At 55.5% G+C, this 14564-nt stretch carries 14 protein-coding genes; 10 read left to right on the forward strand and 4 right to left on the reverse strand.

Annotated elements, in window-relative coordinates; genetic code table 11:
- The first annotated feature begins 25 nt into the window (after positions 1-25).
- From HMPREF2630_RS01845 to HMPREF2630_RS01870, 8 genes are all read left to right on the forward strand, one after another.
- On the forward strand, positions 26-1606 hold the full coding sequence (locus HMPREF2630_RS01845) for an anthranilate synthase component I family protein (protein WP_070483144.1): 1581 nt from the start codon (positions 26-28) through the stop codon (positions 1604-1606).
- A 65-nt stretch (positions 1607-1671) separates the two neighbouring features.
- Positions 1672-2253, forward strand: coding sequence for an orotate phosphoribosyltransferase (gene pyrE / locus HMPREF2630_RS01850; RefSeq protein ID WP_005507935.1), 582 nt, complete (start codon positions 1672-1674; stop codon positions 2251-2253).
- A 122-nt stretch (positions 2254-2375) separates the two neighbouring features.
- The gene (locus HMPREF2630_RS01855) at positions 2376-3152 is read left to right on the forward strand and encodes a TrmH family RNA methyltransferase (protein ID WP_239662183.1); all 777 of its coding nucleotides are present in this window, start codon (positions 2376-2378) and stop codon (positions 3150-3152) included.
- 866 nt (positions 3153-4018) lie between these two features.
- The gene (locus HMPREF2630_RS01860) at positions 4019-4852 is read left to right on the forward strand and encodes a hypothetical protein (protein WP_049338606.1); all 834 of its coding nucleotides are present in this window, start codon (positions 4019-4021) and stop codon (positions 4850-4852) included.
- A gap of 102 nt (positions 4853-4954) precedes the next feature.
- On the forward strand, positions 4955-5086 hold the full coding sequence (locus tag HMPREF2630_RS09380; RefSeq protein WP_256370613.1) for a hypothetical protein: 132 nt from the start codon (positions 4955-4957) through the stop codon (positions 5084-5086).
- Between the two features lie 413 nt (positions 5087-5499).
- Positions 5500-5856, forward strand: coding sequence for a peptidase inhibitor family I36 protein (locus HMPREF2630_RS09455; protein ID WP_141747363.1), 357 nt, complete (start codon positions 5500-5502; stop codon positions 5854-5856).
- 67 nt (positions 5857-5923) lie between these two features.
- On the forward strand, positions 5924-6739 hold the full coding sequence (locus HMPREF2630_RS01865; RefSeq protein WP_049342002.1) for a hypothetical protein: 816 nt from the start codon (positions 5924-5926) through the stop codon (positions 6737-6739).
- An 87-nt stretch (positions 6740-6826) separates the two neighbouring features.
- The gene (locus HMPREF2630_RS01870) at positions 6827-7639 is read left to right on the forward strand and encodes a hypothetical protein (protein ID WP_049338604.1); all 813 of its coding nucleotides are present in this window, start codon (positions 6827-6829) and stop codon (positions 7637-7639) included.
- Positions 7640-7870: 231 nt separating this feature from the next.
- Here the strand turns inward: HMPREF2630_RS01870 and HMPREF2630_RS01875 are convergent, their stop codons facing one another.
- The 3 genes from HMPREF2630_RS01875 to HMPREF2630_RS01885 form a co-directional block, all read right to left on the reverse strand.
- Positions 7871-8923: an ornithine cyclodeaminase gene (locus tag HMPREF2630_RS01875; RefSeq protein ID WP_005504242.1), complete on the reverse strand. Its 1053-nt coding sequence runs from the start codon at positions 8921-8923 to the stop codon at positions 7871-7873.
- A gap of 283 nt (positions 8924-9206) precedes the next feature.
- Positions 9207-10808, reverse strand: coding sequence for an amino acid permease (locus tag HMPREF2630_RS01880; protein ID WP_049342001.1), 1602 nt, complete (start codon positions 10806-10808; stop codon positions 9207-9209).
- 305 nt (positions 10809-11113) lie between these two features.
- A complete protein-coding gene (locus HMPREF2630_RS01885) occupies positions 11114-11500 on the reverse strand; it encodes a hypothetical protein (RefSeq protein ID WP_012902700.1) in 387 nt (128 codons plus the stop codon).
- Between the two features lie 263 nt (positions 11501-11763).
- Here HMPREF2630_RS01885 and fbaA point away from each other — a divergent pair, with 263 nt between their 5' ends.
- Positions 11764-12789, forward strand: coding sequence for a class II fructose-bisphosphate aldolase (gene fbaA / locus HMPREF2630_RS01890; RefSeq protein ID WP_070483145.1), 1026 nt, complete (start codon positions 11764-11766; stop codon positions 12787-12789).
- 183 nt (positions 12790-12972) lie between these two features.
- Here the strand turns inward: fbaA and HMPREF2630_RS01895 are convergent, their stop codons facing one another.
- Positions 12973-13554, reverse strand: coding sequence for an arsenic metallochaperone ArsD family protein (locus tag HMPREF2630_RS01895; protein WP_049357483.1), 582 nt, complete (start codon positions 13552-13554; stop codon positions 12973-12975).
- A gap of 338 nt (positions 13555-13892) precedes the next feature.
- Here HMPREF2630_RS01895 and HMPREF2630_RS01900 point away from each other — a divergent pair, with 338 nt between their 5' ends.
- Entirely contained in the window at positions 13893-14405 is a 513-nt protein-coding gene (locus tag HMPREF2630_RS01900; RefSeq protein WP_049357482.1) for a PTS sugar transporter subunit IIA, read from the forward strand.
- Positions 14406-14564 lie beyond the last annotated feature (159 nt).

A 14564-nucleotide genomic window follows, 5' to 3' on the forward strand; every position in this document is an offset into this window, starting at 1 on the left:
CGCCAATTCGTCTGCACGCCATACAATGGAGTCCGTGACTAAAACTTCCGCGGACCGTATTTTTTCTACCCCGAACGCTCCCGCATCTGCCTCCCCGAATGCCCTGCCGAGTACTCTGCAGAGCATCCCGTGGGATGCGCAGACGCGGGAGCTTGTCGTGCGCCCGCTTCCTTTCGCGGTGAACTGCGAGGAGGCGTACCCGCTGCTGAGCGGTGGCGCTGAGTATTCCTTCTGGCTGGATTCCGCGCGCGAGGAGTCGCCCATGTCGGTTGCCTCGTATGTGGGTGTGGTTCCGGCGCAGCTGTCGCCCTTGCGCGTGGATTCGGCGCGTGCGGCGGCTGAGTCTGGCGGGGAAGACCCCTTCGCCCAGCTGGAGGCGGCGCTTGCCTGCGCACCGCGCGTGCACCCGGATGCCGCGGTGGCAACCGGCCTGCCCGCGGGTTTGTGTGGCGGTTACGTGGGCTATTTCGGCTATGAGGCGCGTGCCGCCATGGGCATGGAGCACGGCCACCCGGTGCCCGGCTACCTGCCGGCGCATGAGGCGCCGACCCCGGATTCTCTGTGGTTGCCGGCGGTCCGCTACCTGGTGCATGAGCATACCCGCCCGGGTGCTGCGGCGCGTAGCTGGCTGGTGGGGGATGAGCCGTGGTGTGAGGCGGCGGAGCGGCTGCTGAGCACGGTGCTGGCTCCGGCGCTGAGCGCTGCGGGGGAGTGCGCCTCCGAAAATACCCCCGTAAATGCCCCTGAGCTTACCGAGCCTCTGCTCTTTCCTGCACCCGCCGCGGAAGCCTACATGGACGCTGTTCGCGCTAGTCAGCACGAAATCTACGAGGGTAACAGCTACGAGGTGTGCCTGACCGCGCAGACGGTCGCGCGCATCCAGAATCCGAGCCCGGAGCTTTTCTTTGAGCTGTACCGCCGCCAGCGCGCCCACAATGCGGCACCCTATGCGGCGTATCTGCGGTGCGGCGATTTTTCGGTGCTCTCTTCCTCGCCGGAGCGTTTTTTGAGTGTGGATGAGCAGCGTAATGCCCAGACAAAGCCGATTAAGGGCACGGTACCGCGTGGCGCCACCCCGGAAGAAGATGAGGCTGCCGCAGCCTGGTTGCGTACCGATGAGAAGACCCGCGCCGAGAACCTCATGATCGTGGATCTGTTGCGTAATGACCTGTCCACGGTGTCTGACCCGGCGTCCGTGCGCGTGCCGGTGCTCATGGGTGTGGAGAGCTACTCGACGGTGCATCAGCTGGTGTCTACGGTCAGTTCGCGTCTGCGTGAGGGCGTGAGCGCGGTGGCTGCCGCGCGGGCGTGCTTCCCGGGTGGTTCGATGACGGGTGCGCCGAAGCCTTCGACCATGCAGATTATTGAGGGCCTGGAGGGTCGCGCTCGCGGCGTGTATTCGGGTGCTTTGGGTTTTGTGTCGGCGGATGGTTCGGCGAACCTGTCGATTGTGATTCGCACGCTCGTGGCGCACGATGAGGGCACGGTGACTCTTGCCGCCGGTGGCGCTATCGTGGCTGATTCCGACCCGACCGCCGAGTATGAGGAGATGCTGACGAAGTTGCGTGCTGCGTTGCCGCCGTCGGTGGGTCGCGTGGTGGAATAGCCTAGGGCTGGAATAGTGCAGGGAATAGCCTGCGCCGCCTGTACGTGAGCCGCTACACTTGAACTATGACTAAGCTTTCTGAAAATCTCCCCATTGAAGAAGCCCGTGAACGCCTGCGCCAGCTGATTTCTGAGCTGGCTGTGGTGCGCGGGCACGTGGTCCTCGCCTCCGGCAAGGAAGCCGACTACTACGTTGACCTGCGCCGCATCACCCTGCACCACGAGGCTTCTCGCCTGGTTGGTCAGGTCATGCTGGACCTGCTGGATAAGAACGGCATCGAGTTTGAGGCTGCTGGCGGCCTGACCATGGGCGCTGACCCGGTGGGTACCGCGATTATGCGTGCCGCTGGTGATCAGGACCGTGCGATTGACGCGTTTGTGGTGCGTAAGGCTCAGAAGTCTTACGGCATGGGCCGTCAGGTGGAGGGCCCGAGCGTTGAGGGTCGCCGCGTGGTTGCTGTTGAGGACACTTCCACTACCGGTGGTTCTGCGCTGACTGCTGTTGAGGCGCTGCGTAAGGCTGGCGCTGAGGTTGTGGCGGTTGCTGTGATTGTTGACCGTGCGACCGGCGCTAAGGAGCATGTGGAAGAGGTTGCGGGCGTTCCGTGCCTGTACGCGTACTCGAAGGATGAGCTGGGCCTGGACTAGTCTCTACTAGCTTGGACTAGGACCTCGTGAATTTTTAAGACGTTCCGCTGCGGCGGGTGAACCCGTGCCGCTGGCTACTGTGTGTGGCTGGGGGTGCGGGTTTTTGTCTGTAAGATGGCTCTGTGGGCGCCGGAGTGGCGCTGGTTGTTGGCGTGAAGGTGGTTGTGATGGTTGAGAATCGTGAGGCGGCTGAGGCTGTACCTGCTGAGGCTGTACCTGCTGAGGCTGTGCCTGCTGAGGCGGCTGTAGCTGAGGCTGTTGAGGGTACTGAGCAGGGTACTGCCCGTTTTGAGGTGGGTGTGGGCCCGTGGGAGGGTCCGTGGCCTGAGGGCGACCATTGGGATGAGGAGCTGCTGCGTGAGGGCGACCGCCGTAACGTGGTGGATAAGTACCGTTACTGGTCGATGGACGCGATTATTGCTGACCTGGATACGCGCCGCCATGATTTTCATGTGGCGATTGAGAATTGGCAGCATGATTTGAATATTGGCACGGTGGTGCGTACTGCGAATGCGATGTTGGCGAAGGAGGTCCATATTATTGGGCGTCGCCGTTGGAATCGTCGTGGTGCGATGGTGACGGATCGTTATCAGCATGTGCGTCATCATCCGACGATTGAGGATTTTGTGGCGTGGGCGCAGGCTGAGGGTCTGGAAATTATTGGTATTGATATTTTTCCGGATTCGGTGCCCCTGGAGACGTATGATCTGCCGAAGAGGTGTGTGCTGGTTTTTGGTCAGGAGGGCCCGGGTTTGTCGGAGGAGTTGCATGCGGCGGCTAGGGATACTCTGTCGATTGAGCAGTTTGGGTCAACGCGTTCGATGAATGCGGCGACGGCTGCGGGTATTGCGATGCATGCGTGGGTTCGCCGCCATGTGTTTGGCCAGATTCCGTCGTAGCCTGGCGGCTGTTTGGTGTTTAAAGGTTCCGATGCGTTGTGTGCGCGTCGGAACCTTTTTTGTTGGGGGTTTTTATTGGGGGTTTGGGTGATTTTTTTGTTAGAGTGGGGTGTTGAGTTTTTCACATGAATGTGGGTACCCACGGGGTTTGATGCGTTGTTTGTGGTGGGGTTGTGTGATGTTATCTGGATTTTTTGTCTTGTAAATGTAGTAAATAATATTTAAATATATCTAAATCGGGTAAATCACATATTATCACATAAGTGATTTAGGTCACTAAATAAATAGTCTAGGTGTGCTAGTGTTAATTCAAGTCACAGGGAATATGAGAATCGCACTCTCAAATTCGGTTTGGGACATGCGATGGATTTCCTGACTTCGGCTCGCTAATGATTGCGGGTTGTGGATATGAATGACCACGGCGTCATTCTTTTGAAAGGAGATTCTGATGAGGATCTTTAATAAGTCTCTTGCTGTTGCGGCCTGTGTGGCTGCGGTGACTTTCGGTGCGGTAGCACCTCCGGCACATGCGGGTGTTACTTTCTATTCGGATGCCAATTTCCTTGGGTCCCGTATGTACACCTGGGATAACCCTCATCTGGGTTGGATGAATGACCGTGCATCTTCATTGCATTCTGATGGGTGCCGGTGGCGCTATTACGAAGACAGCCACTATAGGGGTCGCAGGTTTGATTCTTCTTCCGACCTCAACTATCTGCGGGGTCTAAGCCATGAGGGTCTCCATTGGGGCGAGACTTGGGATGACCGGATTAGCTCAGTTAGGTATGTGTATTGCTAGGTGAATGGTGGTAGAGGGACAGGATGCTTTCCTGCTTTAAGTTTTTCTTCCACTCTGAAAGGAGGGTGTGCTCTTGCATAAAAGTAGTGCATTCACAATCACTGCCCTAGCAGGCGCGCTTTTGCTGTCTTCATGCGCTCAGGGAGGTGCCTCAAATTCTGAGTATAAAGCCAAGCTCGATTACGCGAATAATTTGATTACTCTTCCCCTGGATGAGTATGACTATGACGATGCGTCAAGGGCTGTAATTAATGAGGCGGTCGCCCGTATCATGCAAGTATGTTATGTAGCTAAGGGATACTCTGATGCTGTCCCTGTGTTCTCTGATGATCAGCACAGTAATATATATGGTGCCTGGAATGTTGAATATGCCAAGAAGTATGGATATTTCAATGAAGAAAAGTCTCGAGAGCGCACGCAGGCGGCAGAGAAAATACCGGCAGAGATTAGGAAGGAATGTCGCAAGGAAAGTGCCAATCAGTTGAAAGAAATTGAATACGAGAATGACAATGACTCTTTCGCTTACCGGCTTAGACAGGAAGCCTATGCGAGTGCGAAAAGTGATCCGGAATGGAATAAAGTTCGCTCTGAATGGTGGAGCTGCCTAGAGAGCAATGGGTTAACACCACGCAAGGATGACCAGGCGTGGGGTAGTCAAGAGACGTCCAATATTGACGTAAGTTCTAAGAGTGAGGAGGAAAAAACTCAAGAAGTGATTCGCCTCGCAACTATCGAAGCGGAATGTAATCAGAAGGTTGGTATGGCTCAGCGTCTGGGTGATATTGAGGCATCCTACCAGGGGCCTCTCATTGAGAAGAACCAGGCGAAGCTTAACCAGTTGAAAGAAGAGAAAGAAAAGCATGTGGCGAGGGCGCGTGAAATTATCGCCACTAGTCAATAACACATTCTGTTTGAACTGAATAGTACAACTAATAATTGTGATGGAGGAGCCCAGTGTTTGTGGGCTCCTCCTGACTTTCCTGGTTGAAAGGAGTCGGTAACAATGAAGGAATTTGCTGCTCTGTTCGCCTGCTTTGCTCTTAAAGAGTGCTACGCGAAAAAAGGATGCGATTTTGAAATCCTAGAAAATGGCTGGGTTTCTGGTGATGCCTCCGGTATGGCTCCTGGAATGTGAAGCATGTGTGCGCGTCGGAACCTTTTTTATTGGGGTTTTTATTGGGGTATTGGGTGATTCTTTGTTTGGGTGGGGTGTTGAGTTTTTCACATGAATGTGGGTACCCACGGGGTTTGATGCGTTGTTTGTGGTGGGGTTGTGTGATGTTATCTGGATTTTTTGTCTTGTAAATGTAGTAAATAATATTTAAATATATCTAAAGCGGGTAAATCCCATATTATCATATAAGTGATTTAAATCACTAAATAAATTGCCTAGGTGTGTTAGTATTAATTCAAGTCACAGGGAATACGAGAGTCGCACTCTCAATTTCGGTTTGGGGCATGCGATGGATTTCCTGACTTCGGCTCGCCAATGGTTGCGGGTTGTGGATATGAATGACCGCGGCGTCATTCTTTTGAAAGGAGATTCTGATGAGGATCTTTAATAAGTCTCTTGCTGTTGCGGCCTGTGTGGCTGCGGTGACTTTCGGTGCGGTAGCACCTCCGGCACATGCGGGTGTTACTTTCTATTCGGATGCCAATTTCCTTGGGCCCCGTATGGAAACTGAGGGGACGACCCATTTGGATTGGATGAGTGACCGTGCATCTTCATTGCATTCTGGTGGGTGTCGGTGGCACTATTACGAAGACATTAATCACAGGGGTCGAAATTTTGAATCTTCTTCCGACCTCAACTATCTTCGCGGTCTAAGCCATGCGGGTCTCCATTGGGGCGAGACTTGGGATGATCGTATTAGTTCTGTTTACAAGGTAAACTGCCGCTGGTAATTGTGATGGAGGAGCCCAATGTTTGTGGGCTCCTCCTGACTTTCTTGATTGAAAGGAGTTGGTAACAATGAAGAAATCTTCTGCCCTACTCGCCTGCTTTGCTTTAGCTTTAAGTTCCTGTGCCGCTGCGCCTAAGGATACTAGCCTCAAAGCCCAGCTGGATTTTGAAAATAACTATATTACTCTTCCCCTCGACGAATACGATATGAGTGACCAGGCCGAAGATATAACATATAGGGCGTATTTGTTGATTCTTAAAGAGTGCTATGCGAAAAAAGGATACGATTTTGAAATTCTAGAAAACGGCTTGGTTTCTGGCAACGCCTCCCAGTACGGCTCCTGGAACGTGAAGCATGCGGCGAATCATTTTACGTCCATCCAAGTCAGAGATGAGCAGGAAAGGATTTATAAGAGCATCCCTGAAGACGTCAGGGCCAGCTGCCGCGAAGAGCATCGGGAAGAACTGGATATGCTCTATTTTGATGAGGATGATGAGAAAAAGTACCGCCCCGTCGAGCGTATCCGTAGTGAAGCGTACATGCGTGCGCAGGCTGACCCTGAATGGAAGAAAGCCCGCTCAGATTGGTGGGACTGTCAGCGTCAGGAAGGGTTGACGCCTCGCACCGGGGACGGTGAATGGACGAGCAAAGAAACGGCCAGTCTGAATGCTGATGATCCCAAAGTGTTGGAGGAGGTTATCCGCCTGGCAACCATTGAAGCTCAATGTAGCGAGAAGGTGAGGTTGGCCCAGCGTCTGGGTGATCTTGAGGCGTCTTATCAGGGGCCTTTGATTGAGAAGAATCAGGCGCTGCTGAATGAATTGAAGGCTGAACGTGATGCGAAGATAGCGAAGGCGCGCGAAATTATTGCCACCCACCAGTAGATATCAGCAACAAGCAGATAGCATCCCTTGGGATAATTGGGGTAACTCCGTTTGAATGCTACAACGAGGTATGGAGGAGGAAAGCCTATGCGTAAGGCTCTCTCTGCGGTAACAGTATTCTGCCTGCTGGGGGCGTGCGTATCCTGCTCCAACAGTGCCGAGCGGGACACCTCACGAAAAGCTGTTCTCGATTATTCAAAGAACTACATACACCTTCCACTGGACGAGTATGCCTTCGATGAACTAACAATCCGTACGGTGAGCACGGCGTGGCACACGCTCATGTCCGAATGCTACGCGCACCACGGGCAGTCCTACGCTGTGCCCTCAATAGACACCCCGCAACCCGGGGGGCTATACGGCAACTGGAACGTCGAGTACGCCAAAAAGTACGGGTACTCCCAGAAGGAATCCCGAGGCCCAGACGATTCAGCATCAGACGACATCAACGCCCGGTGCCAAGAAGAGGTGAAAACCGCATTCTCTGACGTCGAACTGGACGAAAAAGAATACCGGTTTGTAGGAGAGCTAAACTCACAGGCATACACCTACGCCTCCCAAACCGATGAGTGGAAAAATATTCGCTCAGAATGGTGGACCTGCCTGCGTGAACGCAGACTAACCCCCAGGGAAGGAGAGAGCGACTGGATGTCCGAAGAAAGCGCACATCTCATGACCTCCTCCCAAGGCAACGAAGAAGCTAAGCCGGAGGAAATCCGCCTCGCAACCATCGAAGCGGAATGTAACCAGAAGGTGGGTATGGCTCAGCGTCTGGGTGATATTGAAGCGTCCTATCAGGGGCCTTTGATTGAGAAGAACCAGGCGAAGCTCAACCAGCTGAAAGAGGAGAAAGAAAAGCGTGTAGCGAAGGCGCGTGAAATCATCGCCACCCACCAGTAGCCACACCCGCTGAAGGGTAGAACGGGTGAACCAGCCGCAGAATGCTCACAAGTTGCCCATAAGAAAATCCGCGCACAAGAATCCGTGCATACGAAAATTTCATAAGAAGGAGCCGGGGAGTGTCACCACTCCCCGGCCCTCACTTTATTCACTCTCAACCTCGCAGCCTCCGCTGGCGCACCTTACAGGCCCACCAGCTCAAGGCTACTCAGCGTCAGGTTACTTAGCCCTTTAGCCCACCGGAACGTTAACGTTCACCAGCGAGTACAGATCCTTCGGATCATCCGGGCTAGCAACCAGGTCAATGAACTGCTGCAGGTCGGTGTCCTGCGTAGCCGCACGGGCATAACGCAGACCCGAGAAGTCAGCAATCGCGAAGCCCACCGAATCAAACAGGGTAATCTGCTCATCCGACACGCGGCCCGGCTCCTCACCGGTCAGAACCTTCCAGAACTCCACCACCGGGAAGTCCGGGTCCTTCTGCTGAATCTCGCCCTCAATGCGGGTCTGCGGCGGGAACTCAACAAACACAGTGGAGCGGTCCAGAATTTCGCTTTCCAGCTCAGTCTTGCCGGGGCAGTCGCCACCAATAGCGTTCAGGTGCACGCCGGGCTTTACCTGGCGGTCCAGCAGAACCTTCGCCTGCTGCTTATCGGCGGTGCAGGTGGTAATAATGTCGGCACCCTCAACAGCCTCATCCACGTCCTTAGCCAGGTGGATGCGGAAGCCCAGCGGCTCCAGGTTACGGCGGAACTTCTCCATCGCGTGCGGGTCAACGTCGTAGACGGACAGGTCCTCAATGCCGAGCACAGCGCGCATACCCAGCGCCTGGAACTCAGACTGCGAGCCGGTACCAATCATTGCCATCTTCTTCGAATCCTTGCGTGCCAGGTGCTTAGCAACCATGGCGGACACGCCAGCGGTACGCAGCGCGGTCAGCAGGGTCATCTCAGCCAGGAACACCGGGTAGCCGTTGTCCACGTCAGCGAGCAGACCGAACGCGGTCACAGTCTGGAAACCGCGTGCCGGGTTCGACGGGTGGCCGTTCACGTACTTGAAGGAGTAGGTGATGTTGTCGGAGGTGGGCATCAGCTCAATCACACCGAAGGGGGTGTGGGAGGCGACGCGCGGGATCTTGTCGAAGCTCTGCCACTTCTTGAAGTCTTCTTCGAGGAAGTCGACCATGCCGGCAATGATGTTGCCTACGCCGTCCTTCTGAATCCACTTCGCCATCGAGGCGACGTCAACAAATTCCACCGCGTGTGCGCTAGGACGTTCAGTCATGATTTTCTCCTTTGAATATCTGCACAAAACTTCTTTGTGCATCTGGTGGTCACTGCGGATATCTATTATCTCAAAATATATTGCAGGACACACCGTATTAGAAATGCTGTAGATATGTACTTTGCTTTATGTATTACACGGATGTAATACGGAACGAACACGAAAAGACGTACAGGGAGGGGGTTCTAGAACTCCTGGAACCTACGGGCTAGGGTCTAAAACCCCCTCATCGCCTTCACCGGGATTTCACTGGGATATCACGGGATCGGAGGCTGCCGTCGGGTTAGTTGCCCATCGGCTTGTCCTCGTCCTCAGCGTCCAGTTCACCCAGGTCAATGTGGGTGCGAGGCTCCGAAACGAGTTTCTTCACCACGGGGCGGGCAGCAATCACAGGCACGGAACCGGTGTAGCCTTCACGGACGCGAGCAATCTCGTTGACGCGGTCACGAACCGTGTACCAGCCGATAATCAGCAGCGGGATAACCAGCAGTAGCGATGCCAGGGTGTAGGTGCCGACCGGGTAATCCAGTGCCATCAGCACCAGCACAACAGCGAGGAAGACCATCACAGCCCAGTCGCTGAAGCGACCGCCGGGTGCGCGGTAGTTGGGGCGCTTGTACTTGCCCTCGCCGACCAGCTTCAGGTACTTCTGGTGCGACATTGCGATAGCCGCCCAGCTAGCCATGGTGCCCACGGATGCGATGTTCAGCACGACCTCGAACGCCTGCTCGGGAACGAAGAAGTTCAGCACAACACCGAAGAGGCCAATCACACCGGTCAGCAGAATACCTGCCACCGGAACGCCGGAGCGGGATACCTTGGTGGTGAACTTCGGTGCCGAACCTGCAACACCCATCGAGTGGAGGATACGGCCGGTGGAGTACAGGCCAGCGTTCAGCGAGGAAGCAGCCGCGGTAATAACGACCAGCTGCATAATCGGTGCGGTACCGTCAATGCCGATAGCGTCGAAGAAGGTCACGAACGGCGACTCTGCATCCTTGTATGCGGTGTAGGGCATGAGCAGGCAGAGCAGAACCACGGAACCAACGTAGAAGATCGCAATACGCCAAATCACGGTGTTGATAGCGCGGGGGATAACCTTCTCAACGTTCTTGGTTTCACCACTGGTGGTGCCGACCAGCTCAATACCGGCGTAGGCGAACACAACGCCCTGAACCACGATAAGAGCGGGAAGAATACCGTTGGGGAAGAAGCCGTCATTGGCTGCAATAAGGCTCAGGCCGGGGGTGACGCCGTTGATGGGTTCACCGAAGACCAGGTACCAGATACCTACCGCCATGAAGGACAGCAGGGCAAGAATCTTAATGAGCGCGAACCAGAATTCCAGCTCACCGAAGAGCTTCACGGAGATGAGGTTCAGAGCCACAGTGACGATAACGACGATGAATGCGCTGAGCCACTGGGGAATATCTGCGAAGAACTGGTTGTATCGACCGAACCAGCTGATGTAGATAGCGATAGCGGTGGCGTCTGCAACGGCGGTCATTGCCCAGTTCAGCCAGTACAGCCATCCGGATACGAATGCGGCCTTTTCGCCGTAGAATTCGCGGGTGTAAGAGACGAAGGAGCCCGAGGAAGGGCGGTGAAGGATCAGCTCGCCGAGGGCTCGAAGAATCAGGTAGCCGAAGAAGCCGATGACGGCGTAGATAACGGCGAGCATGGGGCCTGCGTCCTGCAGGCGGCTACCGGTGCCCAGGAACAGGCCGGTACCAATTGCGGAACCGATGGCGATCATCTGGAGCTGACGTGCGCCAAGCCCCTTGTGGAAGCCTTCCTGTTCGTGTGCGAACGGGTCATCTGTGGGGGGCTTAGTGTACTGATCCGCTGCAGAAGTCTGCGGGTTCTTGTTCGGTGAGGTGCTCACGCTATACCTCCTTGGATAGTTACGTCTGAAGCACGTGTTACACGAAATGTGGTTGGGAACACGTCTGCGGGTTGTAATGACTATAGCACGGTAATTTAGGTAATATAACTCGCATCACGTAACAATTTATATACATATAATGCATATCTTATAAATATATTTGGTTCATGTTGTATTGTGTGGTTTTCATTGTTTTGTGAAATAGATTAATTGAACCCTGAGTCCAAAAAATCAATTATCCCACCACCGCACAGCACAAGAGCACCCACAACGGGGTGCTCTCACAACCTATTCAAAACGGGGACTTAGCCCTCCATCAGGCGGTCAATCTTCGCCCGCAACGCGCGCTCACGACGATTCAACCACCACCAGCTCGGCCAACGCATCAACGACTTACGGCCCACCTGCACGACCGAGGGGAGCTTCGCCTCCGCAAGCGCCACATCAATCTCGTGGTCACTCGCACCCTCATCACGCATTTTCTCCATCAACTCAAGGGATTTCGCCATATCGCCATGCCCCAAAACATGCCGACTCTTACGCTCCAGAATCTCATCCAACTGGGCGCGCACCGGGGCAATAGCCGCCGCATTCGGATGCTCACGCTCAGCACGACGCTGCGCCTGGCGGGCACGCTTCTCACGTTTCGCGTCGAGCTGTTTTGGATTATTTTTAGCGCTCGCCTTGCTCATGGGAGGTTCCTTTCGTCGCGTCCGGGTGATGTGTGCGCTGGCCTGCACGCGCAGAAGACATCAAGTCATTAACACCTCTACTTTACCGCGGTATTTCGCGGAAATTTCGCTGTAGTAAACCCAAAAAAACCCACAAAAAATTAACGATAAATAAGTCGTATCTTGGTAAAATAGTGCGAGTAGGAGGCGTCTCGCGCGCCAACAAAATATGGTGAACCGGCCCAGCATCGGTAACCGGTCGCATCTATCCAAGGAGTCAGCATATGGCTATTGCAACCCCCGAAGTTTACGCAGAAATGCTGCAGACCGCGAAGGAAAAGGGCTTCGCGTACCCCGCAGTGAACGTGACCTCCTCCCAGACCCTGAATGCTGCAATCCGCGGCTTCGCAGAGGCTGGCTCGGACGGCATCATCCAGGCATCCACCGGTGGTGCAGCATACTGGTCCGGCGCTTCCAAGAAGGACATGGTCGTTGGCTCCTTGGCCTTCGCAGCATACGCACGCGAAGTTGCTAAGCAGTACGACGTGAACATTGCACTGCACACCGACCACTGCCCCAAGGACAAGCTGGAAGGCTTCGTCCTGCCCCTGCTGGCAGAGTCCGAGAAGGCTGTTGCTCGCGGTGAAGACCCCATCTTCAACTCCCACATGTGGGACGGCTCCGCAATCGACCTGGACGAGAACCTGAAGATTGCTGCTGAGCTGATCGAGCGTACCTCCAAGGCAAACATCGTGCTTGAGGTTGAGATTGGTGCCGTTGGTGGCGAGGAAGACGGCGTTGAAGGCGCTATCGACGACTCCCTGTACACCACCGTTGCAGACGCAATCAAGACCGTTGAGGCAATCGGCCTGGGCGAGAAGGGCACCTACATGGCTGCTCTGACCTTCGGTAACGTTCACGGCGTGTACAAGCCCGGTAACGTTCACCTGCGCCCCGAGCTGCTCAAGGAAATCCAGACCGAGGTCGGCGCTAAGTACGGCAAGGGCGACAAGCCCTTCTACCTGGTCTTCCACGGTGGCTCCGGCTCCACCGAGCAGGAGATTGCAGACGCAGTGTCCTACGGTGTTATCAAGATGAACATCGACACCGACACCCAGTACGCATTCACCCGCCCCGTTGCTGGCCACATGTTCAGCAACTACGACGGTGTGCTGAAGGTTGACGGCGAGGTCGGCAACAAGAAGACCTACGACCCCCGCGTTTGGGGTGCAGCTGCAGAGGCAGGCATGGCCGCACGCGTGGTCGAGGCTTGCCAGCAGCTCGGTTCCGTCGGTACCTCCATCAAGTAAGGTACTGTTCGCCCGCCGCAGCTCTCGTAGGTGCTGCCGGGTGTGAACCTAAGCTTCGTTAAGCGAAAGCGGTGCCCGCTTCCTCATCACGAGGAGGCGGACACCGCTCTTTGTTTATGCAGTTCTTTGGGTGCGCAGTTTAGAACCGGGCGAGCCGGGCGCTCGTTGCCGGCAGGGGCGGGTTTACTTGCCGCCGCAGCCGCAACCACCGCATCCACAGCCACCGGACTTCACAGCCACCGAACCGGAGGTGGGGATACCGTCGCCGGTGTCGCCACCCATGAGGTTCACGCGGTTACCGATCTCGGGGCCGCCGACCGGCTGGGGTGCCTTACCCGCCAGGGTTGCCGCGAAACCGGCGGGTTCGCCGCTCAGGTTCGGGATCATCGACGCCGCCGGGGAACCGGACGGGCCGCATGCAGCCGCTGCCGCGTTCGCCTTCGGCTGGGCGACCAGGTGGGCGCGCGCAAAACGCTTAATCTGCTCGGCGGTCGGGTACGCGAAGGACACCTTCACCTCACCGTTGACGAGCATGAGCGGCAGAACCTCAATGCCGTTCATCTCAATCTGCTCGGCGACCGGTGCGCACTCTTCAAATGCGGAAGGGTAGGAGTCGGTGGAGTACACCTCAATGTCCACGCCCGAATCCAGCGCCTCCTGCGCGGCACCCAGGAAGATGGAACGCTCCATATCCTGCGGATCCTCCGGGTTCTCACCGGGGCCCGGAATAAATACTTCAAGAACGGTCTCAGCCGCTTCAGTCATCAGTTTCAGCCTTTTCTCTCTTATGGGCACCGGCTCGGGGGAGGGGTGCCAGTCCTTCACTAAGTGTACTCGGGACCTCAAGAGTGCAGAAGTGTGAGTTGAAGTTCCAGATTTGCGGAATATTTGCAGAATTCGAGTCGAATGACCCTCAGCTCGTGAGCTACGGGTTTAGGTGTTGTATTCTGAGTGCATATGCACCGGAGTGTGCGAACCCTGCAAATCAGGCAGGCGTCGCCCGGTGTGAAACCAAGAAGGCAACGACGCCCGCATCCGACGCGGACGCATCAGCGCTACAAATACACGCTATTCATAGCGCCACACGACCAGAAGGAGCATATATGTTCGGTTTCGGCAAGAAGAAGAAGGAAGCTGCCGCACAGGAAGCATCGTCCGCAGACGTCTACGTCGCACCTGTTACCGGCGAGTACCTGCCGCTGAGCGAAGTCTCCGACCCCGTTTTCTCTCAGGGCGTTATGGGCGACGGCTACGCAGTGAACCCCACCGCAGGCACCATCGTCGCACCCGTTGCAGGCACCATCGCACTGATTCAGGACACCCTGCACGCATTCATGCTCCGCACCGAAAACGGCGGCGAGGTACTGGTTCACATCGGTATCGACACCGTTGAGCTCGGTGGCGAAGGCTTCACCAAGATTGCTAACGTAGGTGACAAGGTTGAGGCTGGCGCACCCATCATCGAGGTGGACTGGGCAGCTATCGAGGGCCGCATCCCCTCCAAGGAAACCATGGTGATGATCACCAACACCGCAAAGTTCAACATCTCCAAGGACTCTGAGGCACGCCGCCCCGTCGCAGCCGGTGACCGCGTCGCTCAGGCATCCAAGAAGTAAGCTGAACCAGCGAAAATAGCTCAGCTTCAACAGCGGTGAAAAACCTGCGAAAAATGTTTTAACGCAAAAGGTCGCGTCCTGTAGGCTCAATCGGGCTGTAGGCGCGGCCTTTTTCGTTACACGAGAAATTTTTTAACGCCGCATGAAATGCCGCTATTA

This window comes from Rothia sp. HMSC072B03, from assembly GCF_001809565.1.
In the GTDB taxonomy this organism is placed as follows: domain Bacteria; phylum Actinomycetota; class Actinomycetes; order Actinomycetales; family Micrococcaceae; genus Rothia; species Rothia mucilaginosa_A.